This is a genomic window from Alteromonas antoniana, assembly GCF_019249295.1.
GTDB lineage: Bacteria > Pseudomonadota > Gammaproteobacteria > Enterobacterales > Alteromonadaceae > Alteromonas > Alteromonas antoniana.
The window spans coordinates 1-20,895 of record NZ_JAESDH010000021.1; the positions used below are offsets into that span (position 1 = coordinate 1).

Annotated in this window: 19 protein-coding genes and 5 tRNA genes; 15 read left to right on the forward strand and 9 right to left on the reverse strand. The window is 50.3% G+C overall.

Going from position 1 to position 20,895, the window contains the following annotated elements:
• Position 1: 1 nt before the first annotated feature.
• A tRNA-Val gene (locus JKP77_RS16395) sits at positions 2-77 on the reverse strand.
• 56 nt (positions 78-133) lie between these two features.
• Here JKP77_RS16395 and JKP77_RS16400 point away from each other — a divergent pair.
• Entirely contained in the window at positions 134-355 is a 222-nt protein-coding gene (locus JKP77_RS16400; RefSeq protein WP_218312247.1) for a hypothetical protein, read from the forward strand.
• On the opposite strand, the gene JKP77_RS16405 is transcribed toward JKP77_RS16400, so the two are convergent.
• Positions 334-409, reverse strand: a tRNA-Val gene (locus tag JKP77_RS16405). The two genes, JKP77_RS16400 and JKP77_RS16405, sit on opposite strands and share 22 nt — an antisense overlap.
• A gap of 268 nt (positions 410-677) precedes the next feature.
• Between JKP77_RS16405 and gltX the strand changes: the two genes are divergently transcribed.
• From gltX to JKP77_RS16425, 4 genes are all read left to right on the forward strand, one after another.
• Positions 678-2,087, forward strand: a complete 1,410-nt coding sequence (gltX, locus tag JKP77_RS16410) for a glutamate--tRNA ligase (RefSeq protein WP_218312248.1) — start codon at positions 678-680, stop codon at positions 2,085-2,087.
• 85 nt (positions 2,088-2,172) lie between these two features.
• Positions 2,173-2,248 (forward strand) — tRNA-Ala (locus tag JKP77_RS16415).
• Between the two features lie 168 nt (positions 2,249-2,416).
• Positions 2,417-2,492, forward strand: a tRNA-Glu gene (locus JKP77_RS16420).
• Positions 2,493-2,648: 156 nt separating this feature from the next.
• Positions 2,649-2,724 (forward strand) — tRNA-Glu (locus tag JKP77_RS16425).
• Between the two features lie 155 nt (positions 2,725-2,879).
• Here JKP77_RS16425 and JKP77_RS16430 read toward each other — a convergent pair.
• Complete coding sequence (locus tag JKP77_RS16430; protein ID WP_218312249.1) at positions 2,880-3,647, reverse strand: polysaccharide deacetylase family protein; 768 nt, start codon at positions 3,645-3,647, stop codon at positions 2,880-2,882.
• Positions 3,648-3,830: 183 nt separating this feature from the next.
• On the opposite strand from JKP77_RS16430, the gene JKP77_RS16435 reads away from it, so the two are divergent.
• The 6 genes from JKP77_RS16435 to JKP77_RS16460 all read left to right on the forward strand — a co-directional run bounded on the left by JKP77_RS16435 (position 3,831) and on the right by JKP77_RS16460 (position 9,088).
• A complete protein-coding gene (locus tag JKP77_RS16435) occupies positions 3,831-4,742 on the forward strand; it encodes a M14 family metallopeptidase (protein WP_218312250.1) in 912 nt (303 codons plus the stop codon).
• Between the two features lie 97 nt (positions 4,743-4,839).
• On the forward strand, positions 4,840-5,046 hold the full coding sequence (locus JKP77_RS16440; protein ID WP_218312251.1) for a hypothetical protein: 207 nt from the start codon (positions 4,840-4,842) through the stop codon (positions 5,044-5,046).
• Positions 5,033-5,248 carry a DUF1289 domain-containing protein gene (locus tag JKP77_RS16445; protein WP_218312252.1) on the forward strand — a complete coding sequence of 72 codons (216 nt, stop codon included), beginning with the start codon at positions 5,033-5,035 and terminating at the stop codon, positions 5,246-5,248. Before JKP77_RS16440 ends, JKP77_RS16445 begins: the two co-directional genes overlap by 14 nt.
• Before the next feature lie 72 nt (positions 5,249-5,320).
• Positions 5,321-6,274, forward strand: a complete 954-nt coding sequence (dusC, locus tag JKP77_RS16450; RefSeq protein WP_246601243.1) for a tRNA dihydrouridine(16) synthase DusC — start codon at positions 5,321-5,323, stop codon at positions 6,272-6,274.
• Between the two features lie 121 nt (positions 6,275-6,395).
• Positions 6,396-7,814, forward strand: a complete 1,419-nt coding sequence (locus tag JKP77_RS16455; protein ID WP_218312253.1) for an amidohydrolase — start codon at positions 6,396-6,398, stop codon at positions 7,812-7,814.
• Entirely contained in the window at positions 7,811-9,088 is a 1,278-nt protein-coding gene (locus JKP77_RS16460; RefSeq protein ID WP_218312254.1) for an amidohydrolase family protein, read from the forward strand. The genes JKP77_RS16455 and JKP77_RS16460 overlap by 4 nt, the downstream gene beginning before the upstream one ends.
• 323 nt (positions 9,089-9,411) lie before the next feature.
• On the opposite strand, the gene JKP77_RS16465 is transcribed toward JKP77_RS16460, so the two are convergent.
• Together JKP77_RS16465 and JKP77_RS16470 are read right to left on the reverse strand one after the other, a co-directional pair.
• On the reverse strand, positions 9,412-9,615 hold the full coding sequence (locus JKP77_RS16465) for a hypothetical protein (RefSeq protein ID WP_218312255.1): 204 nt from the start codon (positions 9,613-9,615) through the stop codon (positions 9,412-9,414).
• A 40-nt stretch (positions 9,616-9,655) separates the two neighbouring features.
• The gene (locus JKP77_RS16470; protein WP_218312256.1) at positions 9,656-10,342 is read right to left on the reverse strand and encodes an arylesterase; all 687 of its coding nucleotides are present in this window, start codon (positions 10,340-10,342) and stop codon (positions 9,656-9,658) included.
• 18 nt (positions 10,343-10,360) lie between these two features.
• Here JKP77_RS16470 and JKP77_RS16475 point away from each other — a divergent pair, with 18 nt between their 5' ends.
• Positions 10,361-11,059 (forward strand): ABC transporter ATP-binding protein, encoded by a 699-nt coding sequence (locus JKP77_RS16475; protein WP_218312335.1) that lies wholly within the window; start codon positions 10,361-10,363, stop codon positions 11,057-11,059.
• Positions 11,059-13,584: an ABC transporter permease gene (locus tag JKP77_RS16480; RefSeq protein WP_218312257.1), complete on the forward strand. Its 2,526-nt coding sequence runs from the start codon at positions 11,059-11,061 to the stop codon at positions 13,582-13,584. The genes JKP77_RS16475 and JKP77_RS16480 overlap by 1 nt, the downstream gene beginning before the upstream one ends.
• Positions 13,585-13,803: 219 nt before the next feature.
• Here JKP77_RS16480 and JKP77_RS16485 read toward each other — a convergent pair whose 3' ends face one another.
• From JKP77_RS16485 to JKP77_RS16495, 3 genes are all read right to left on the reverse strand, one after another.
• Positions 13,804-14,727, reverse strand: coding sequence for an AraC family transcriptional regulator (locus JKP77_RS16485; RefSeq protein WP_218312258.1), 924 nt, complete (start codon positions 14,725-14,727; stop codon positions 13,804-13,806).
• 342 nt (positions 14,728-15,069) lie between these two features.
• Positions 15,070-16,122 (reverse strand): NAD(P)-dependent alcohol dehydrogenase, encoded by a 1,053-nt coding sequence (locus tag JKP77_RS16490; RefSeq protein WP_218312259.1) that lies wholly within the window; start codon positions 16,120-16,122, stop codon positions 15,070-15,072.
• A gap of 658 nt (positions 16,123-16,780) precedes the next feature.
• Positions 16,781-17,545 carry a hypothetical protein gene (locus JKP77_RS16495; RefSeq protein ID WP_218312260.1) on the reverse strand — a complete coding sequence of 255 codons (765 nt, stop codon included), beginning with the start codon at positions 17,543-17,545 and terminating at the stop codon, positions 16,781-16,783.
• Between the two features lie 157 nt (positions 17,546-17,702).
• Between JKP77_RS16495 and JKP77_RS16500 the strand changes: the two genes are divergently transcribed.
• Together JKP77_RS16500 and JKP77_RS16505 are read left to right on the forward strand one after the other, a co-directional pair.
• Positions 17,703-18,845 carry a sensor histidine kinase gene (locus JKP77_RS16500; protein ID WP_218312261.1) on the forward strand — a complete coding sequence of 381 codons (1,143 nt, stop codon included), beginning with the start codon at positions 17,703-17,705 and terminating at the stop codon, positions 18,843-18,845.
• A 267-nt stretch (positions 18,846-19,112) separates the two neighbouring features.
• Positions 19,113-19,757 (forward strand): response regulator, encoded by a 645-nt coding sequence (locus JKP77_RS16505; RefSeq protein WP_218312262.1) that lies wholly within the window; start codon positions 19,113-19,115, stop codon positions 19,755-19,757.
• A 240-nt stretch (positions 19,758-19,997) separates the two neighbouring features.
• On the opposite strand, the gene JKP77_RS16510 is transcribed toward JKP77_RS16505, so the two are convergent.
• Positions 19,998-20,894, reverse strand: coding sequence for a TIGR01777 family oxidoreductase (locus JKP77_RS16510; protein ID WP_218312263.1), 897 nt, complete (start codon positions 20,892-20,894; stop codon positions 19,998-20,000).
• Between the last annotated feature and the right edge of the window lies 1 nt (position 20,895).

The following is a 20,895-nucleotide window of genomic DNA, read 5'->3' on the forward strand; positions in this document are numbered from 1 at the left end:
GTGGTGGACGCTACTGGGCTTGAACCAGTGACCCTCGCCTTGTAAGGGCGATGCTCTCCCAACTGAGCTAAGCGTCCATATATTCATGCTACACAAGATTTAGCTATCTTTTTAAAAGTGGTGGACGTCTGCTGTGGCTCGCAACGAAGTTGTTGAACCAGTGACCCTCGCCACCTCACTCAAAAAAGAGTTGTGGACGTCTGCTGTGGCTCGCAACGAAGTTATTGAACCAGTGACCCTCGCCACCTCACTCAAAAAAGAGTTGTGGACGTCTGCTGTGGCTCGTAACGAAGTTATTGAACCAGTGACCCTCGCCACCTCACTCAAAAAGAGTGGTGGACGCTACTGGGCTTGAACCAGTGACCCTCGCCTTGTAAGGGCGATGCTCTCCCAACTGAGCTAAGCGTCCATCTTGTGTTACTTGCTAGCTGTGCTTTGCAAGTGGGGCGGTATTATAGAGTCGCCGCCGTCACTGTCAACTACAAAATTTGAGAAAATGTGTCGTTTGCATGAAAAGCAGCCACCGGCCTGCTTTTTGTTCATTTACCCGACTTGCCACACTATATTGTGCGAGATTGTACGAGTCGCACGCTGGAAAGATGAACGCGCTTTTTTGCCGGGCGATACACTGGTAGAATGCGCGCAATTTTTCGAATCATTAATAACAGAGAGTTATCATGTCGGTTGTTACCAGATTTGCGCCAAGCCCTACCGGTTATCTACACGTAGGTGGAGCACGTACCGCACTTTATTCATGGCTGCTTGCAAAACGTCAGGGCGGTCAGTTTGTTCTTCGCATCGAAGATACAGATATAGAACGTTCTACCGAGGAAGCCAAGCAGGCTATCTTGGACGGTATGCAATGGTTGGGACTTAACTGGGATACCGGCCCGATTTATCAAACCGATCGGTTCGACAGATATAAAGAGCTGATTCAGCAACTTCTGGATAATGGTCAGGCCTACAAGTGCTTCATGTCGTCAGAAGAGCTGGATGCCATCCGTGAAGAACAAAAAGCGAAGGGAGAAAAACCTCGTTACCCAGGAACCTGGCGTGACAGAACCGATCACCCTGAAGGTCAGCCTTTTGTTATCCGGTTTAAAAACCCACAGGAAGGCAAGGTGGTGTTTGAGGATCACGTTCGCGGAAAAATTGAAATCAGCAATAGCGAAATGGACGACTTGGTAATTCAACGTACAGACGGTACGCCGACGTACAATTTCTGTGTGGTCGTAGATGACTGGGATATGGGCATTACGCATGTGGTGCGTGGTGAAGACCATATTAATAATACCCCACGTCAAATTAACATCTTAAAAGCCCTTGGCGCGCCTATCCCGGAATATGCGCATGTGTCGATGATTCTGGGTGATGACGGCAAGAAGTTGTCCAAACGTCATGGCGCAGTCAGCGTGATGCAGTACCGTGATGACGGCTTCCTGCCACAGGCACTGATTAATTATCTGGTTCGTTTAGGTTGGTCTCATGGCGATCAGGAAATCTTCTCGGTTGACGAAATGATTTCCTTGTTCAGCGTAGATGCTATTGGACAGTCAGCATCAGCGTTTAATACCGAAAAGCTCATCTGGTTGAATCAGCACTATATTAAGACGCTGCCTGCCAGTGAAGTTGCACTACATGCTAAATGGCATTTTGAACACCAGGACGTGTCGCTGACATCAGGGCCGGATCTTGAGTCTGTTATCGCGATTCAGGCTGACAGAGTGAAAACGTTAAAAGAGCTGGCTGAAATTAGCACCTACTTTTATCAGGATTTTGAAGAGTTCGACGAGAAAGCCGCGAAAAAGCATCTTCGACCCGTGGCGAAAGCGCCACTTGAGAACGTAAAAGAGAAGTTGATGGGGCTGGAAACCTGGGAGCCAGAATCTATTCAGGCAGCTATTAATGCAACAGCTGAAGAACTTGAAATAGGAATGGGGAAAGTAGGCATGCCGCTGCGTGTAGCGGCAACGGGAAGCGGTAACTCACCCTCACTGGATGTGACCCTGAATTTACTGTCAAAAGACAAAGTCGGCGAGAGAATAGACAAAGCGCTTACTTTTATAGCAAACAGAGAAAATTCATAAAAAAACCGTTGACATGAAAACGCCCCCTGCCTAGAATGCGCCCCGCTGTCACGGAACAGTCACATTAAATGTGAAACGTGACCACGGGGCCATAGCTCAGCTGGGAGAGCGCTTGCATGGCATGCAAGAGGTCGGCGGTTCGATCCCGCCTGGCTCCACCAAGATTTCTTCTCATAGTTTTGGCTGTGAGATAGGCCCGAAGCAAAGGCATCTTATCGTTGCTTGCTTCAGGACTTGAAAAATCAGTAAGAAACAGGTTGCTCACGTTGAGGAGCTCAGTTCGCCTTACTGAAAACTTCGAAAGCGTAGCTTTCGAAGGAAAATTTTCAGTCCCCTTCGTCTAGAGGCCTAGGACACCGCCCTTTCACGGCGGTAACAGGGGTTCGAATCCCCTAGGGGACGCCATACATATCGCGTCACAGTCGGTTAATACTGTGAAATAGGCTGGAGGTTGAAATACCTTCGGACAGAAGTTTCTGGCAGGATAAGGTCGCTCGGTTCGCCGGCTCACCTCGCCTTACAGAAATTTAGCGAAGCAACGCTTCGCTAATCAAAATTTCTGTCCCCTTCGTCTAGAGGCCTAGGACACCGCCCTTTCACGGCGGTAACAGGGGTTCGAATCCCCTAGGGGACGCCAAAAACAAAGACCAGCTTTTGCTGGTCTTTTTTTTGCCCCGCCGGGATGAGAAGCCCTTTATTCAGACCTCATAACTTACTTTTACACTGCGCTTACTCATGACGGGGTCGACTGTCTGGCGGGGAGCCAGACAGAACGTGCTTTAGCACGGCCCGTTAGTAGGACGCTACCGCATCGCTGGTGTTAAGCGCTTCAACAATATTCTTATATGTGTCGACAACGTAATCCTCACGGTTAGCAGCAAGAAATTCCAGTAGTGCGACATGTGCTTTGTTACTGACTGCAAGGTAGTCTCCACCGACGCCATGAAATATAACGTTTATGATTCTCACGTCATCCGGCTGTTGTGTTATCAGCGAAATTAACGCTTCTGCGCTTACTTCTGAGGGGGCGACTATCACCTCCTCTTCAGAAGATAGTGTGCGTCCTTTGATAGCAAGCACGTGGTCGCGAATAAGAGGCAAATAGTCTTCCCCGGCTGCCAGAATATCGCCGCAGGGGATGGTGTAGGTCCGGTTTTTCTGACCATCTAGCCCGGTTAGCGCTGCATTAGTCTGCATGATCTGCTGTTTCATTGCCTCTGCGGAAATCGAATCAAGATCATTGTCTTTGTCTACCCAGCTTCGTCCGGGCAGGCTACTCCGGCATGGGTGCGTATAGCTGTGATTTCCGAGCTCATGGCCGTTGGCGGCAACAGTTGCCCATTCTTTCTCGTAGTTCAGGTAGCCAGGGTTAGTGGGAACCAGATAAAACGACGCGTTGAATCCAAAACTGTCTAACGCTGGAACCGCATGGGTAAGCTGGCTGGGCAGGGCGTCATCATAGGACAGACTGACGTAGGTAACATCTGATGCGAGAGCCGCTGGCGGCATCAAACAGGCAGTGAATAAGCCAATTGCTAATGTGATGTTGTGAGGCGCCATAACGATAGCCATAGGTGAAACAGGAATTTACCATAGCACGGACTTTTCACTCCGGCTTTCATTTTTGTCACCCGACGTGTCAGCTCTGCTGTACGCCTTATTGCGCGGGCGGGTTGATTACCCATGTTTCTATACATGGTAGACTTACGCCTTTACCTATAATCATTTTTTAGGAGGGCACAAATGTCAGAATATGCGATTGGAACGCCGGGAACGCCCTGGGGCGAAGAGGAAAAAGCGCAGTGGAAAGCCCAGCAGAGTATAGTCCGCAGCTACAAAGAGGAAGTGCTTGCAAAGCTGCTCAATGTCCCTTCTGGTTATTCACTGCAGCAATATGGCGCACTGCCCTATAACGAATCACGCTATCCTTTGAATGCGGTTGTTCCGGATACGATGCTGGACAATGTGCCCAATGTACTGGTTACCGGAGGCGTACATGGCTACGAAACCAGTGGGGTCCAGGGTGCACTGAAATTTATCAATGAGACGTTATCAGCGTACGAAGATAAGGCCAATGTGATTGTTGTGCCGTGCGTGAGTCCATGGGGGTATGAAACGATCAATCGCTGGAATCCTATGGCTATGGATCCGAACCGTTCGTTTCATGAAGATTCAGAAGCTCCGGAGTCTGCACTGCTGATGGCATTCGTCGCATCACTGGGGGTGACATTCGACATGCATATCGATCTTCACGAAACCACAGACACCGACAATTCCGAATTCCGTCCTGCGCTAGCTGCCAGAGACGGTGTTACTCATGACAACTGGAACATTCCTGATGGGTTTTATCTGGTCGCGGATACGCCTAAACCCGCCATGGCATTTCAGAAAGCGATTATTGATAAAGTGAAAGAAATAACACATATCGCGCCACCCGATGAAAATGGGAAAATAATTGGTGCGGATGTGCAAAGTGAAGGCGTGATTTGCTATGACAAGTCGTCTCTTCATCTTTGCGGTGGCATGACCGGTGCCGCTTATGTGTCGACTACGGAAGTGTATCCTGACAGTGAAAATGCAACGCCAGAGAACTGTAATGATGCTCAGGTCGCTGCGGTCACTGCGGCAATTGATTATGTGTGTGCACATTTCTAAACACCGTTAGTCGCAAAAAAATGACCCGTGGCGGTTTAGACGTTTGAAAGTATAGACGTCTAAATGTATATTGGAGCCTTCTTAAAAGGAGGCCCCTATGTTTGACGTGAATGCGTTAATCTATAATGGAAACGCGCAACAATTTGTGACCTATCGCTGCGCGTCAGAAAGCGAGTTTTTTCAGTGGTTGGCTTCAACTTACGGCGTGTACGTCTGTTTATGGTGGGAAATGAAAACGGTAATGTCTTCTCCAATTTTGGCCGACGCCTCGCTGCATTCATCAGGGCAACATGAGCGCAGCTAATGACTCTCCGTGCATCAGGCAGTGCTGCCTGAATCAGGATGATGTCTGCATGGGTTGTTTCCGAACGCTGGATAACATTCTCAAATGGACCGCGTATTCTGCAGCAATGCGCCAGCAGGTATTAGCAGAATGTGCCGCGAGAAAAGCCGGCCAGCCGCGTGTTATCCTCAATCGCAGTGGTACAGATCACGACCTGAAATAGTTGGTGCGAGGCGTCGATTTTGCTAAACTTGCGCGCCTTTTTCGGCACACCTGACTTCGGATATACACTCTCATGAGCAATATAATGCTGGCACCTATGGAAGGTGTCGTTGATCACCTGATGCGCGACATGCTTACTCGCGTAGGCGGGTTTGATCGTTGCGTTACTGAGTTTGTGCGGGTGGTTGAGCAGAAGCTGCCAAAGAAAACCTTTTACCGCTTGTGCCCTGAGCTTCACAATGGTGGTAATACGCCGGCCGGGGTTCCCGTGCGTGTGCAGTTATTGGGGCAACACCCACAGTGGCTTGCAGAAAATGCGGTCACGGCTGTGGAATTGGGTTCACCGGGAATTGATCTTAATTTTGGTTGCCCGGCAAAAACGGTAAATAAAAGTAAGGGCGGCGCGGTATTGCTGAAAGAAACCGACACCCTTTATGCGATTGTCAAAGCCGTGCGAGAGGCCGTTCCGGACGATATTCCGGTCAGTGCCAAAATTCGTCTTGGGTTTGAGGATAAAACCAAAGCGGTGGAAAATGCCTGCGCCATTGCTGATGCCGGCGCTTCTGAACTGGTTGTGCATGCGCGTACTAAAACCGAAGGCTATCGGCCTCCTGCTTACTGGGAATACATTGCCAAAATCCGCGAGCATACCGTGATTCCGGTGATCGCCAATGGTGAGATCTGGAGTGAAGACGATGCACAGCGCTGCAAGACACAATCAGCCTGCCAGGATTTGATGATTGGCCGTGGTGCACTGGCGCTGCCAAATCTGGCCCGCTGTATTCGTTACGGCGAGCCGCCGATGCCGTGGTCAGAGGTAGCAGACTTGCTGATACAGTATTCCGGCTATGAAATATACGGCGATAAAGGCCGCTATTATCCGAATCGCATCAAACAATGGTGTGGCTATCTGCGTAAGCAGTACCCGGAGGCCGCACTGCTGTTTAACGATATACGACGACTGACCGGCGCACAGGAAATTGTCGACGTGCTAGCCCGCCAATCCTCGCAGAACCATGTTGCTTAACCTCACATAAACTTGTGAGGTGAAGAGTTTTTCGCTACGTTGGATGAAGAAAAGATACAAAGACTTTTCGCCTGACCGATATCCTCGGTTTTATAATTATAACTAACGTAACGGTAAATCCATGAAACACTCAACTTCGCGTTTATCGCTGGCGTTGGCGTGTCTGTTCTCTGTCGCTTTAACTGGTTGTGGTACCAGTAAGGAAGAAAAGCAGGAACAGGATGCTAAGGTCTCAATCGATCCCAACCCTTATCCAAGCACTTACACCCCCATACCGGGTGAATCAACGTTTATCACCAACGTCACGGTACTTGACGGGGTTGGTAACGAAATCAAAAACGGCATGGTCCATTTCGCTGACGGCAAAATCGTGGCTGTCGGTGAAAGCCTGGACGTGCCTGAAGGTGCCACTGTTATAGATGGCGCCGGTAAGTGGGTAACGCCCGGAATCATAGATAACCACAGCCACTTAGGTGTGTATCCTTCGCCATCCACGCATTCACACAGCGATGGCAACGAAATTACCAATCCGGTTACCGCTGAAGTCTGGGCGGAGCATTCGGTCTGGCCTCAGGATCCGGGCTTTGGACGTGCTCTGGCAGGCGGTGTCACCACGCTACAAGTGCTGCCGGGCTCTGCCAACTTGTTTGGTGGCCGCTCTGTTGTGCTGAAAAACGTACCAGACCGTACCATGCAAGACATGAAGATGCCAGATGCCCCTTATGGTCTGAAAATGGCCTGTGGTGAAAACCCGAAGCGGGTTTATGGTGAAAAGGGCGGTCCGTCTACCCGCATGGGTAACGTTGCAGGCTATCGTCAGGCATGGTCTGATGCTCAGGATTATATGCGTAAATGGGAACGCTACGAGAAAGAGTACGAAGCCGGAGATAATCCGAAAGCACCTAAGCGCGATCTTCAGATGGAGACGCTGGCAGGCGTATTGAGCGGCGATATTCGCGTTCACATGCACTGTTACCGCGCGGACGAAATGACCGTGATGATGGACGTGATGAAAGAGTTCGATTATCAGATAGGGACTTTCCATCACGCAGTTGAGTCTTACAAGATTGCTGACAAGCTAAAAGAAAATAACGTGTGTTCGGCTATGTGGGCAGACTGGTGGGGCTTTAAAATGGAAGCTTATGACGGTATACGCGAAAACATTCCGGCCGTTCACAATGCCGGGGCCTGTGCTATCGTGCATTCCGACAGTGACTTAGGGATCCAACGCCTCAATCAGGAAGCCGCAAAAGCCTGGTCAGACGGGAAGCGCGCAGGAATTGATATTTCTATGGCCGACGCCTGGCAGTGGCTGTCAGCCAATCCGGCGAAGTCGCTGGGCGTGTTTGATAAAACCGGTTCGCTGGAAGCTGGCAAGCAAGCCGATCTGGTTTTATGGAACGGCAATCCTTTCTCTACCTACACCAAAGCGGAACGGGTCTACATAGACGGTGGACTGGCTTATTCGCTGGAAGACAAATCCAGCTGGCCGGTCAGTGATTTTGAGTTAGGTCAGGTAGGTGAAGGAGACGCGAAATGAAAAAGTTAGCATGTCTTATTGCAGCCAGCCTGCTGTCGTCTTCAGCACTGGCAGAAAAAGTGGCTATTGTAGGCGGAAAAGTGTTTACGATGGCAGAGCAGGGGACTTTGGAGGAAGGCACGGTACTGATGACAGACGGTAAAGTTGACCGTGTTATCAAGGGTGCCAGTGCCCCTGAAGGATATACTGTTGTTGATGCGAAAGGGAAAGTAGTCACGCCCGGATTGGTAGGCTCTATGACTTCACTGGGTCTGGTGGAAGTTTCCTCTTCTGCCGGCGTGGTCGACGCGTCCACAGAAGCATCCCCCATCACCCGTACCGGTGCGGCATTAGATGTGTCGTATGCTGTGAATCCGGACTCTTCCCTGATGGGCATTACCCGCATTGAGGGCATGACCTCAGCGGCGACATCAATTACCTATACTGACAATCTGTTTCACGGACAGGGTGCGGTGATCACGCTCGATGGTGATGCGCCGTTATTAAAGCCACGTGCGTTTATGGTGGTTAATGTGGGTGCTGACGGTGCGCACGAAGCCGGCGGGACTCGCGCTGCATTATGGGTAATGCTGGAGAATGTTCTTGAAGAAGCCGCGTCGGTTTCTGGCAAGGTTTCACCATCGCAGGAATGGCACGGCCTGAATACGCCTGCGGATGTGAACGCATTAAAGGCAGTGTTAAATGGTGATATGCCATTATTGATGGAAGCTGATCGCGCGTCTGACATCCGCCAGATAATCGCGTTTAAAAAGCGTCACAGCAATATTGATGTGGTTCTGATGCACGGTGTTGAAGCCTGGCGCGTAGCCGACGAGCTGGCGGCGGCAGATATTCCGGTTATTCTTGACCCGGAATATAACCTGCCTGGCGGCTTTGATCAGATGGGCGCAACCCTGGCAAACGCAGCTCGTCTGGAAGCGGCAGGTGTGACCGTGGCGGTTGGCATGGACACCCACAATATCCGGCTTGCTACCCAGCATGCCGGTAATGCGGTTGCAAACGGCCTTAGCTACGAGGGCGGTTTAGCCAGTCTGACCCGTGCCCCTGCAGCTATCCTGGGAGTGGATGACATGCTTGGTTCACTGGCCTCAGGGAAGCGTGCCGACGTGGTGATCTGGAGTGGGGATCCACTGGAAGTTACGCAGGTCGCTGAACAGGTCTTCGTGAACGGTGAAGCTATCGAGATGGAGTCGCGTCAGACCCGACTTCGTGATCGCTATCTGGCTGTGCAGGAAGATGAGGGTAAGACACCTACCCACTTTGTGCGCCCGTAAGCGATTGACTCTGATTTAAAACGCCACGCATTCTGCGTGGCGTTTTTATTTTCAGCGCTTTGCTAAGCAATCCTGAGCCATCCAAAGCTATTCCACACCATCCGACGCTACCTCATGACATGCCGGACGCCATCGTCAAAAAATGGCTGTTATACAAGCCGCAACGGCGAGTTAATAGAAGGTAAGCGCAGGCTAAAGAGCGCAGGGAGCAACCCGGTACCGTTAGCGATGACGTTGCCAGGCGCAAGACGTTGGTTTTACTTACTCTCATAAATAAGAAAGCCGGCTGATTGCCGGCTTTCTATTCACTCTGTTTTATTGGGTTACGCATAGGTATCTACGCGTCCACCCACACGTGCGTTTGGATCCGGTGCCTGCGTGGAAGAAGATACCGAAGATGTCGCCGAGTTTTCAGACGGCGAACTCAGCGTTGCTGATTGTTGTGTGGCGCGCGGTTCAGAGCGTGTCTCTGCCACGGCCTGCTGCGTTGCCGCCGCCGGCAACGGATTACTGCCAGATACGTCCATAATGCTCCTCCAGAAAACGGTCTGTTAAGTGTAGGAAAGCTTACTCAGAAATCAACGGTTCTGTTGAAATAATCAGCGGTCGCAGACGTTCATTCATGAGTTCAGCAATTTGAGGCTGCGCCTCGGCGTTCGGGTGAATGCCATCGCGCTGCATCAGTTCCGCTTTCAGCGCAATCTTTTCCAGGAAAAAGGGTAATAGCGGAACATCATGTTGTTCAGCAACATTTTCAAAAGCGTCAGTGAACATTTGCGTGTAACGTTTGCCGTAATTGGTGGGAATTTGCATATCCTGTAGTAATACCGTTGCACCCGCATTTTCAGCCATGGTTATCATCTTCGACAGATTCGCTTTCATCTTGCCCACAGGGTGTCCTTGTAAGCCGTCATTACCACCCAGTTCAATCAATACATGACTGGGGTTGTGTTGCTCGAGTAGCCGCGGAAGACGCGCCAGCGCGCCATCAGTCGTCTCTCCGCTTATCGCAGCATTTATCACGTCAATCGGAACGTTGTCGCTGCGCCACGTATTTTGTAACAAACTGACCCAGCCCTGATGTTGCTTTAACCCATAAGCAGCGCTTAGGCTGTCACCTACAATCAATAAACGGTATGTTACTAATTCTTCATCTGAAGACGTTGCTGCGGGCTGATCTGAATAGGATGCCCAAGGTATTAATAGGAAAATAAAAGCAGCAAGGATGTAGCGATGACGTTGGAAAACAAACACGAGAGTATCGACTCCTTTATGATTACAACTAAACAAATAACCAAAACCGTAACTACGAGTGAAGGCCAGTTGCAGATCCTTCAGCCAATTTCTTTTGAAGTCAAGGACGGTGAGTCTATTGCTATTGTGGGTGCGTCGGGCTCCGGAAAGTCGACGCTGTTAAGTTTACTGGCCGGCCTGGATCAGGTCACCGATGGTGAAATCTATCTGGACAACGAGCCGCTGCATTCCATGGACGAAGAAGACCGCGCACAGCTTCGGGGTGCTAAGGTCGGTTTTATATTTCAAAGCTTTATGCTGGTGCAAAGCCTGACAGCGTTGGAAAATATCATGTTACCTGCAGAAATTGCCGGAATGAAAGATGCCAAAAAGCGTGCGCTTAAAATTATTGATGATGTGGGGCTGGCCCATCGTGCGCATCACTATCCGAATCAGTTATCAGGCGGTGAGCAGCAGCGTGTGGCCATTGCCCGGGCGTTCATCGGCGAGCCTAAAATCCTGTTTGCTGATGAGCCAACCGGAAATCTGGATGAAGCCAACAGCCATAAAATTGAAGATTTATTATTTGCGCTAAACAAGAACGTGGGAACGACACTGGTACTGGTAACGCACGACAATGAGTTAGCGAAAAAATGTCAGCGTCAGTTAGTGATGCAGGGTGGCGCGCTGTCAGAGCCAGCCGCTGACGCCTCATCACTGGAACGGGAGGCGGGTTGATGTCGACCGTATTCAGTCTGGCATGGCGTCTTTTCCGGCATGAGGCGAGACGTGGTGAGCTCACCATTATCCTGCTCGCCATTGTTCTCTCGGTGGGGGCGGTGTTATCGCTGTCGCTGTTCAGTGAACGGCTCCAAGGAGCGCTTCAGGAACGATCTGCCAGTTTCCTTGCTGCTGATTCTCAGTTCCGGTCACGAAATCCGGTAGACGAGAGCTGGATAAACGAAGCGCAAAATTACAATTTGCAGACAGCGACGCGGGTAAGTACCCGTTCGATGGCGTTTGGTGAAGAGCAGATGTCGCTGGTAGATTTGCGCGCCGTAGATGCCAGCTACCCATTGAAAGGTGAAATTACCATTGCCGATGCGCCTTTCGGCAATGAGTCCGTGACAGAGGCACTGCCACAGCCCGGAGAAGCCTGGCTGGATTCCAGGCTGTTTCAGACACTCAACGTCGAGGTGGGCGATAGTGTGTACATCGGCGATGCTACCTTAACCATTTCCGGTGTGTTGTCCGAAATTCCTGATGCCGGATTCAGTATTTTTAACACCGATCCCATCGTACTGATGCGAATGGAAGACCTGGCATCCACCAACGTCACTGGCCCCGGCAGCCGGGTGAACTATGTCAGTTATTTCACTGGAAATGAATCGGATCTAGCCGCTTATTACGACTGGCTTCGCCCGAAAATGGACGATGAAATTCACAGCTGGCGTGCTATATCGGACGATGATTCGCCGGTAGGGCGGTCTGTCGCCAGTGCTGAGCGCTATTTTCTGCTAGCCAGTTTGCTCGCGATTATTCTTGCGGCAGTGTCTATCGCCGTCGCTGCACAACGTTATTCTCAGCGTCATTTTGACCCTGTCGCTATTATGAAAACGCTGGGGGCGTCAGGCCCCATGATCCGCAAAATTTATGTTCTGCAGATCCTGTTTATCGCGGTTCTGGGCATTGTACTGGGTATCATCATGGGGCTGATTATACAGCAGGTGGTGGTATGGGCGCTGGCTGATCAGGTTGACGTCACGCTGTCAGTCTGGCACTGGCGGCCTGTGATTATCGCGGTGTTTACCGGCGCTATTTGTGCGTTGCTGTTTTCGTTATATCCGTTACTGCGCCTGTTTTCAGTTCCGCCACTGCGGGTACTGCGCCGTGATATCGATTCCAATATGAGCAGCCGCACCCTGCAATTTGGCGCAGCCGGAAGTGCGATATTCCTGTTGATGTGGGCGTACAGTCAGGATTTAAAAATCAGCGCCATTTTGTTTGCGTCCGGTATTGCTCTGGTAGCGGGCCTTCTGGTAATGACCTATGGCCTGATCCTTTTGGGTAGAAAGCTCGGAAGCGGCAGTATGGGAGCATGGCAACTGGCGTGGGCACGTATTCGTCGTCGCGCGATGGATAACAGTGTGCAGCTAATTAGTTTCTCGGTTACGATTATGTTGCTTCTCGTCGTATTGGTCATGCGAAACGATATGGTGGCACAGTGGCGGGCGCAGCTTCCCGAAGGTACGCCAAACTACTTCCTGATTAATATTACTCAGGCGCAGAAAGACGCGCTGTCTTCACATTTCGAAGATAACAATGTGGAGGTCGATGAGTTTTATCCCGTGGTTCGTGGACGCTTCGTAGCGGTAAACGAGGAACGTGTTAATACGGAAGTGACCAAAGAGGATGAGGACGCCCCTCGCGAAGGACGGGACGGGCTGGGCCGTGAAGCCAATCTGACCTGGAGTAATACGCTACAAAATGAAAACCGAATTGTGGCAGGACAATGGCATGGTGATACCACGGTAAGCTTGCCTGAAGGGGTTTTCCCGGTGTCCGTAGAGTCGGAAGTCGCGGATCGGCTGGAGATTGAGCTGGGCGATATCCTGACTTTCAATATTGGCAGCGAGGTGGTGAATACGCAGGTAACCAGTTTACGGGAAGTCAACTGGCAAACCATGCAGCCAAACTTTTTCTTCGTCATTGACCCGGCGGCAATGCAGGCCTTTATGCCCACTTACATCACTAGTTTTTACCTGGACACCGAGCGTAAGTCTGAGTTGACCATGTTATTGCAACCGTTTTCGTCGGTCACATTGTTTGACGTCGACGCGCGGATCAATCAATTGCGAGACATTGTGGACCAGGTATCGCTGGCTGTGGAATTCATTTTGATTCTGGTGCTGGCAGCAGGCTCTCTGGTGTTAATCGCACAGGTACAGGCAAGCATGGACGAGCGGCAGGAAGAGTTAGCCATTCTTCGAACGCTTGGGGCGAAAGGCAGCCTGATACGGATGAGTGTGGTGCTGGAGTTTCTCATTATTGGTGTGGTAGCGGGCTTTATGGCGGCGCTCGCTAATGAATTCAGTTTATTCATGTTACAAACCCAGGTTTTCCAGATGGAGGCCAGTCTGCACGTTGAATACTGGATCATTGCACCTGTGGTGGGAGCAGCGGTCGTCGGGCTTCTTGGCGCTATCGGATGCTGGCGTTTATTGTCGCTGAATACCACCGCGCTGTTGAGAAAAATGGTGTGAGTTTGCATGCGAACAACGCAACAGCCAGCCGGATAAGTTAATCCCTTGTTCTGGCTTTTCCAACCTGAACCACCTATCCAGATAGGTGGTTTTTTTATCCTCATGCGACGCGTTGTGTTCCACATCAGTAATAGGTGCAACGGGTATGCATACGGGCGGGTATCTGGCTGTTTAACCTGAATACGTGGTTGTTATTCCTGCAAATGCGTTGCCGTTGCTTCAGGCTGAGTCTTTGGAAGGCGGCACCCCGAACTCTCTTGTGTACTCACGACTAAACTGTGAGGCGCTGGCGTAGCCCACCTGAAATGCCACACTGGTAACATCGAGAAGATTACCGCGCAGTAATTCTCTGGCTTCCTGTAATCGCAGGATTTTCTGAAATTGTAGCGGACTACGCTGCGTCACTTCTTTGAAGTGAGTGTGAAAAGATGAGGTGCTCATGCCGGCACGCTTCGCCAGTTCGTCTACTTTTATCGTCTCGGCAAAATGTGCTTTTATCCAGCTTATCGCGTTAGCGATTTTTTCAATCTTTGAGTCCGCAATGCCAATTTGTGCAACAGCGGGGCCTACCGGACTACGTAACAGGCGTAGCAGAATTTCATCAATAACATGAGGTACCAGCAGGTCGATATCTTCCTGCTGTTCGATAATCTCCATCATACGCCGGGCAGCATTGACCAGTCTGGCGTTGGATTCACCAACGTAAATCGCACGGGTTTTCTCGCATCTTGGCACCCCATTGGGAAAGACTTTTAATACAAGACGGTTAAGGGCCTTCGGGTTTATCGGGATCACCAGACAATAATACGGCTTTTCAACAGAAGCTCTCGTCACCCTCACATGAATAGGAACTTCTGCCGCATACACCACCATTCTTTTCTGATCGTACTCGAAACTGTCCTGCGCCAGCGTTACGTGCTTAGCGCCTTGCGGCACGATACAGATGCTAGGTTGTGACAGTGTGTACATTTGTTCGGTAAACATAACCGAGGAGCGCACGACATGAAGAGGGCACTCAGCCAGATCAAACCCGCCGTCGTGCGGTGCATACTTCGCCAGTAACCGCGTGAGTTCTCGCAAATCATTCTCTGCAGGCGAGATATCACGTTCATTTGGGCCACGAAAGTCAACTACATTGGTCATTGCGGGAGACACCTCATTAGGTCGGTAAAGGTTACGGATATCAGGCGGTAGATTTTAAAGTTTACCGTATTTTTGCTTTTAACAGGTGGTGATATTGCGGTATGAGAGGGCACGTGAGGCGTGATGAACGGGTGAAACATGTAATCCGGATTGCGTCACAGGTTCCCGGTAGTGTGAAAACGTGTAATGAGGTCATCGGCTGATACAAAGCATGTCATGTGTGGCATAACCTGCCTGAAGTCGCAACGAGTTCACAATAAGGTTACCGTGACGCCTCATGAAGACGCCTGTCGCCACTAAACACAGCGACAGGCGTACACGTCTTTACAATCGACGTAAGCTTTACTCATCAACGCTCAGTGTTGACATATCCATCACGAAGCGGTGTGCAACATCACCTTCAGCCAGATGGGCAAATGCGTCATTGACTTCATCAGGGCGGATCATTTTGCACTCAGGGTGAATATCATGTTCGGCACAAAAATCCAGCACTTCCTGTGTTTCCTTAATGCCGCCAATCAGGGAACCTGCAACACTGCGGCGTCCCAATACCAGTGGTGCAGTGACCGGCTCTTCAAGAGGACCTATCTGACCAACAATGACCAGCGAGCCATTTACGTCTAACAGCGGTGTATAAATATTAATGTCATGTTTTACCGGCACGGTATCCAGAATGACATCAAATGAGCCTGCCGCTTCTTTCATCGCCTCTTCGTCAGTGGATACCAGGACTCCCTTGGCACCGAGATTTTTAGCTTCCTGAGATTTTTTGTCAGAGCGACTCAGTACCGTCACTTCTGCACCCATAGCTACTGCGAGTTTCACGCCCATGTGGCCCAGACCGCCAAGCCCAATCACGCCAACGCGGCTGCCTTGTTTGACATTCCAGTGTCGAAGCGGTGAAAACGTGGTGATCCCTGCACACAGAATGGGAGCAACACGTGGAAGATCAAGCTTTTCAGGTACATTCAGGACAAACTCTTCGCGAACAATAATGTGCTTAGAGTAGCCGCCCTGGGTGGTTTCCCCACTATTGCGATCCGGCGCGCCATAAGTCGGTGTCATGCCGTTGCGACAGAATTGCTCTTCGTGGTTGTGACACTGGTCACATTCCTGACAACTGTCGACCATACAACCTACGGCAACATGTTGCCCGACTTTGTAATTTTTTACGTCCGGACCCACATCCATCACCCTGCCCACAATTTCGTGGCCAGGTACCAGTGGGTAAGGCTGTTCGCCCCAGTCACCGTTAACAGTATGAAGGTCTGAGTGGCATACACCACTGTATAGAATTTCGATGGCAACATCGTTGTCACGCAATTCCCGGCGTTCAAAGTGATAAGGAACCATGTGTGCGTCTGACGAATGCGCAGCGTATCCTACCGTCTTCATAAATTATCCTCGTTTACTGTTTTGGGCGATTAACGCCCTGTTAGCTATGGTATTTAGAATAAAGCAGCCTGAACTTATTGCATGCCCGATCCTTTTTTGTTCTTGCCTTTTTCTACGAAATTGAATTGAAAGTGAAAGCGGGTGGGTGATTTTTTCAAATGTTATGCGCGTAATGAGAATACTTTGCTGACGTGAGATAGGATAAAGAGAGAACCTTTCTCTCTCTTTAAAGCTGGTGTGGAAAGCATGTTGAGTAAATGATGTCGACATCTGTTGCCTTCTGATTTGCTGACAAAGTCAGAATGTCGCTACGACTTTTTGCATAGCTCGTATTTGCCTGATTCTCTATAAAATTGCGCTTTTTTGCCATGCTTAAATCCTCTCTCGTGAAGATGGTTTTCGCATGCGCAAGCCGATAAAAGAAAAACCCATAGTGATAGTACGGCAATCTGAAGAAATAGTTTGATTGGGGGGCAGGAGCGCGCGATATCAGCAACTTAAATTCAGGCTGACTTTATCTTCTTAAGTCTTACTGCAATGCTGCCGCTGATCCCGAAAAGCAGGCTGCTCTGCCTGAAGGTGACTCTCTTGCCTTTATTTGCCGAAGGGGAGGCTGTGGCACTAACGACGTGCCACAGCTTAAGGGAATCTGAATGCATTAATGCATAGCAGTGGTAGTGCTGCTTGGTGTTGTGTATCGCTTTATGCTTTTTGAAATCAGAAATGTACCAATGATTGCCGGCGCTATCCAGAAAACGAGTTGCCATTGCCCGAAGTCGGAAAACAAGCTGCGACCGCCGAACGCAAAAAACGCGGTATAAACACCAATGCCGGAGCCGCAGATATTACCAATATGAGCAGCCATCCAGTCGTTGCGGGTAACAGACGTGCGCAGGCAGTAACGAATGGTATCGACAGACGATAACAGGCCAATAGCGGAAAATGCTAAAAACAGCATGTGTGTATCTTTAATGCCCATGTAAAGCACCCAGACAGAACTGATAAACAGCATACCAGGGAAAGCAAGGTATCTGATGCTGCGCATTTTCGTGATGTTGTTTTTGACACGCAGAACTGCCATTGCGTGATTGACGTTGGTCAGCACTAAAAAGCATAAAAAGAGCAAAAAAGACCAGAACTGACGGATAGCAGATGTCACCGCCTCTTCATTACTATCAGGAAGGTACAGAGAAGCTTTAAAATACATGGGATCACTTAATACCAGGACGGCAAGCAGCAAGCCGTTACCGGCAACAAAATACATGCAGTTCGCATAATAACGCCCGCTGCGTTTATGTGCCGGGCTGCCTTTGGCAAAGCGCAGTGGCACCCAAAACAAGATAAGCGCAATACTGCCTACGCCTATGTGCAGCCACACCATCAATTGGTAAAACGATAAAACGGGATCGGGTAAAAGGGTCATGGAATTATCCTCAGCACGAAATGTGGATGCCATTGTGACGATTCTCTATTAGCGCGGTAAGTGCACAAAGTCATGACAGAAAACATGACTTTTGACCTATTGCGTAACATACTGTTTTCTTTCAGGATGAGCTTCACTTTGAGGAACAGAGGCGTCTATGCATCACGCCAGTAAAACATGGGCAGAAAGGATTGGAACCGAAGCCATTTCAGCCATCTTCACCTGGCTTCTTGTCGCCGGTAGTGCCCTGACACTGTCCTTCGGTTTTGCGTCGGTCAGCCTCTTTCAGTGGAACCTGGCCCTGATTTTTTATCTGGTCTTTATTGCAGGTTTTCTGGCTGCAGTCCGGGATGCGCCTTACAGGCACGACAGCGCAGTGAGAGCGATACTGTTATTCATTCAGCTTGCTGCCGTTATCGGCGTTTATGTGTGCCTGCCATTTTCTTATAACGGCATTCTCATGACCATCTGGTCGGGCCAAATCATCTACTTCATGGCGTTCAGAAAGGCGATCATGCTATCGGTATTCTGGTCGGCGCCCCTTTGGATCACGCAGGATTTTATCTGGCATCAGCAGGGCGCATGGCTGACAGCCATCCTGTTCTGGACCTTTAACTTATTTGCATTGGTGATGGTCAACAGCCGATTAAAAGAAGAGCAGGCGAACGCCAAGGCGCAGGCGCTGAACCGGGAGTTGATGGCAACGCAGGTGCTTCTTGAGTCTGCTGCAAAAGATGCTGAACGTACCCGTATCGCCCGCAATATTCATGACCTGTTAGGGCATCACCTGACAGCCCTGACCATCCATTTACAGGTGGTTGAGCGACAGCTTGAGGGGGACTTAAAAGAAAAAGTCAGTAACTGCCATCAGATAGCAAAATTGTTGCTTAGCGATGTGCGTGAAGCGGTTTCTGAAATTCGTGATCAGGAAGGAATAGACATCAAAAGTGCGCTGGAAACCCTTACGGCAAACGTTCCCGAAACCGAGGTAACGCTGGAGCTTTCGGCAGTCCCGGAGCTAACGGTCGAACAGGCCGATGCAGTGGTAAGAGCGGTTCAGGAAACGCTGACAAATATCATGCGACACAGCAATGCCAAGGCCCTGGCAATTGTGTTATCTGCAGATGAAAGCGATATTACGTTGACTATGTCAGATAACGGAAGAGACGTCAGCACCCCGGTGCCCGGAAACGGCCTTACGGGAATGCAGGAGAGGATCCTGACGCTTGGCGGTACTATGGCAATCAATGCCACAGCGACGGGGTTACACACTCATATTACGTTGCCCAGAGCCTGCTAATCAGTGGCGTGTGAATATTGTGGCATCCGCGCGTGCAGGTAAGGCACGAGGAATAGGGGTCATTCAGTAGTTATGTGACCAGTAACGCAGCGCACACTACGTTTAGAAAGCACTCGCAGGGGCAGGTTTTTTTGCAATTTATGCTGTGCGACTACTTACATGTAGTGTCTACACATCATGGAAGCTGACTTACCTTACCTGACTGCATCGCAAACAATTTAATGAAAAATGTGAATATCAAAGGTCAAGGGGCCGTAAGGAATCTGAATGATTAAGGTTATGCTTGCAGACGATCAGGCGCTGGTTCGACAGGGCATTGAAAGTCTGTTGTCGCTGTCAGAAAAGGTGACTGTGGTTGGACAGGCGGCCAATGGTGCTGAGGTGCTTGAACGTATCAATACGCTGCAACCGGATGTCCTGCTTCTGGATATTCGTATGCCGGTGATGGATGGCATCAGCACTCTCAAAGCCTTAGCGGAATCGGGATGTCAGATACCGGTACTGATGCTCACCACCTTTGATGATCACGATAGCGTGATGGACACACTCAAGGCCGGTGCGAAGGGGTATCTGCTTAAAGATGTGTCGCTGGAAACACTGGTTGCTGCTATTGAAGAGCTGGCAGGCGGCGGCAGCCTGATCCAGCCTGCACTGACCGAAACGCTGATGAAAGGACTTTCCCGGCAGGCCCCGGTTGATACTTCTGATGCGCTGGTCGAGCCCATTTCTGACAAAGAAAAAGAAGTGTTACGACTGATGGCTGCCGGATTATCGAATCAGGAAATTGCCAGTGCTATGTTTAAGTCGGTCGGGACGGTAAAAAATCAGGTCTCCGCCATTCTGGCAAAACTGGCTGTGCGGGATCGCACCCGCGCTGTATTGAAAGCTATTGAACTGGGCTTATTAGAGTAGCGAGTTTATAACACGTCACTGAGCTACTGTGTTTGTGCGGTCTGGGTTTAGCCATGAACGTATCCCACTTGTACCACTAACCTGCAGACGTTTATGAGGCCAGCGTGTAGAAGCGGAGTATGGGCAGCATATGACTTAATTATCGTCATATAGGCAGCCTGAAGCCGGTAAGCGAGACGTCGTAAATCATCGCAAAGCTGGCCGCATCCACAGAGATTGTGGGTGCGGTCCGGTACTGCATTAGTTATCGTATATCTCTTTCAATGCCACATCTAACGTGGGATAGGTAAACCGGAATCCGGCTTTGGTCAGTTTATCCGGTAATACTCGCTGTCCGGTTAAGATCATGTCCGCGGCTTCCCCCAGCACCAGTTTCATTACAAACGCCGGCACAAAGAACAGGTTAGGGCGATGCAGGGTGTGGGCCAGAGTGGATGAAAACGCGGCGTTAGTCTGTGGCTCAGGGGCGGTAAGATTGTATGCGCCACTGGCATTCGGATCGTTTAATAGAAACAGTATCGCCTGTACCATGTCGTCAATGTGGATCCACGACAAATACTGCTCGCCATCACTGATCTTTCCGCCAACACCAAATTTGAACGGTAGCGCCATTTTGGGCAGCGCACCGCCTTCTTCTGTCAGTACCACACCAGTGCGAAGCAGACACACGCGGGTTTCCTCTTTTGTCACTCCGCCTGCCAGATTCTCCCACTTGGCGCACACCTGATGAGTAAACTCATCGTGCACCTGATGGGACGCTTCGGTGACGATCTTATCGCCCTGTCTGCCGTAATAGCCGATGGCAGATCCCGATAAAAATACCGACGGTGGGGCGTCGCAGGCGTTGATTCTGCTCACAAGCTGAGCGGTAATGTCCCAGCGGCTCTGACAAATGCGTTGTTTTTGCAGCGGCGTCCAGCGTTTATCGGCAATGGGCTCACCAGCCAGGTTTATCACGCCGTCAAACACTGAGAAGTCCGGAATTTCAGACAACGCAGACACCAGCTTTACGCGGTCAGGAAGTACTTTGGCCGCTGACTCTTTATCCCGGGTCAGAACCGTGATGTCAGCATCGGGCAGCGATTTGATCACATTGCGACCAACCAGCCCAGTACCTCCGGTGAGCAGTAAATTCATA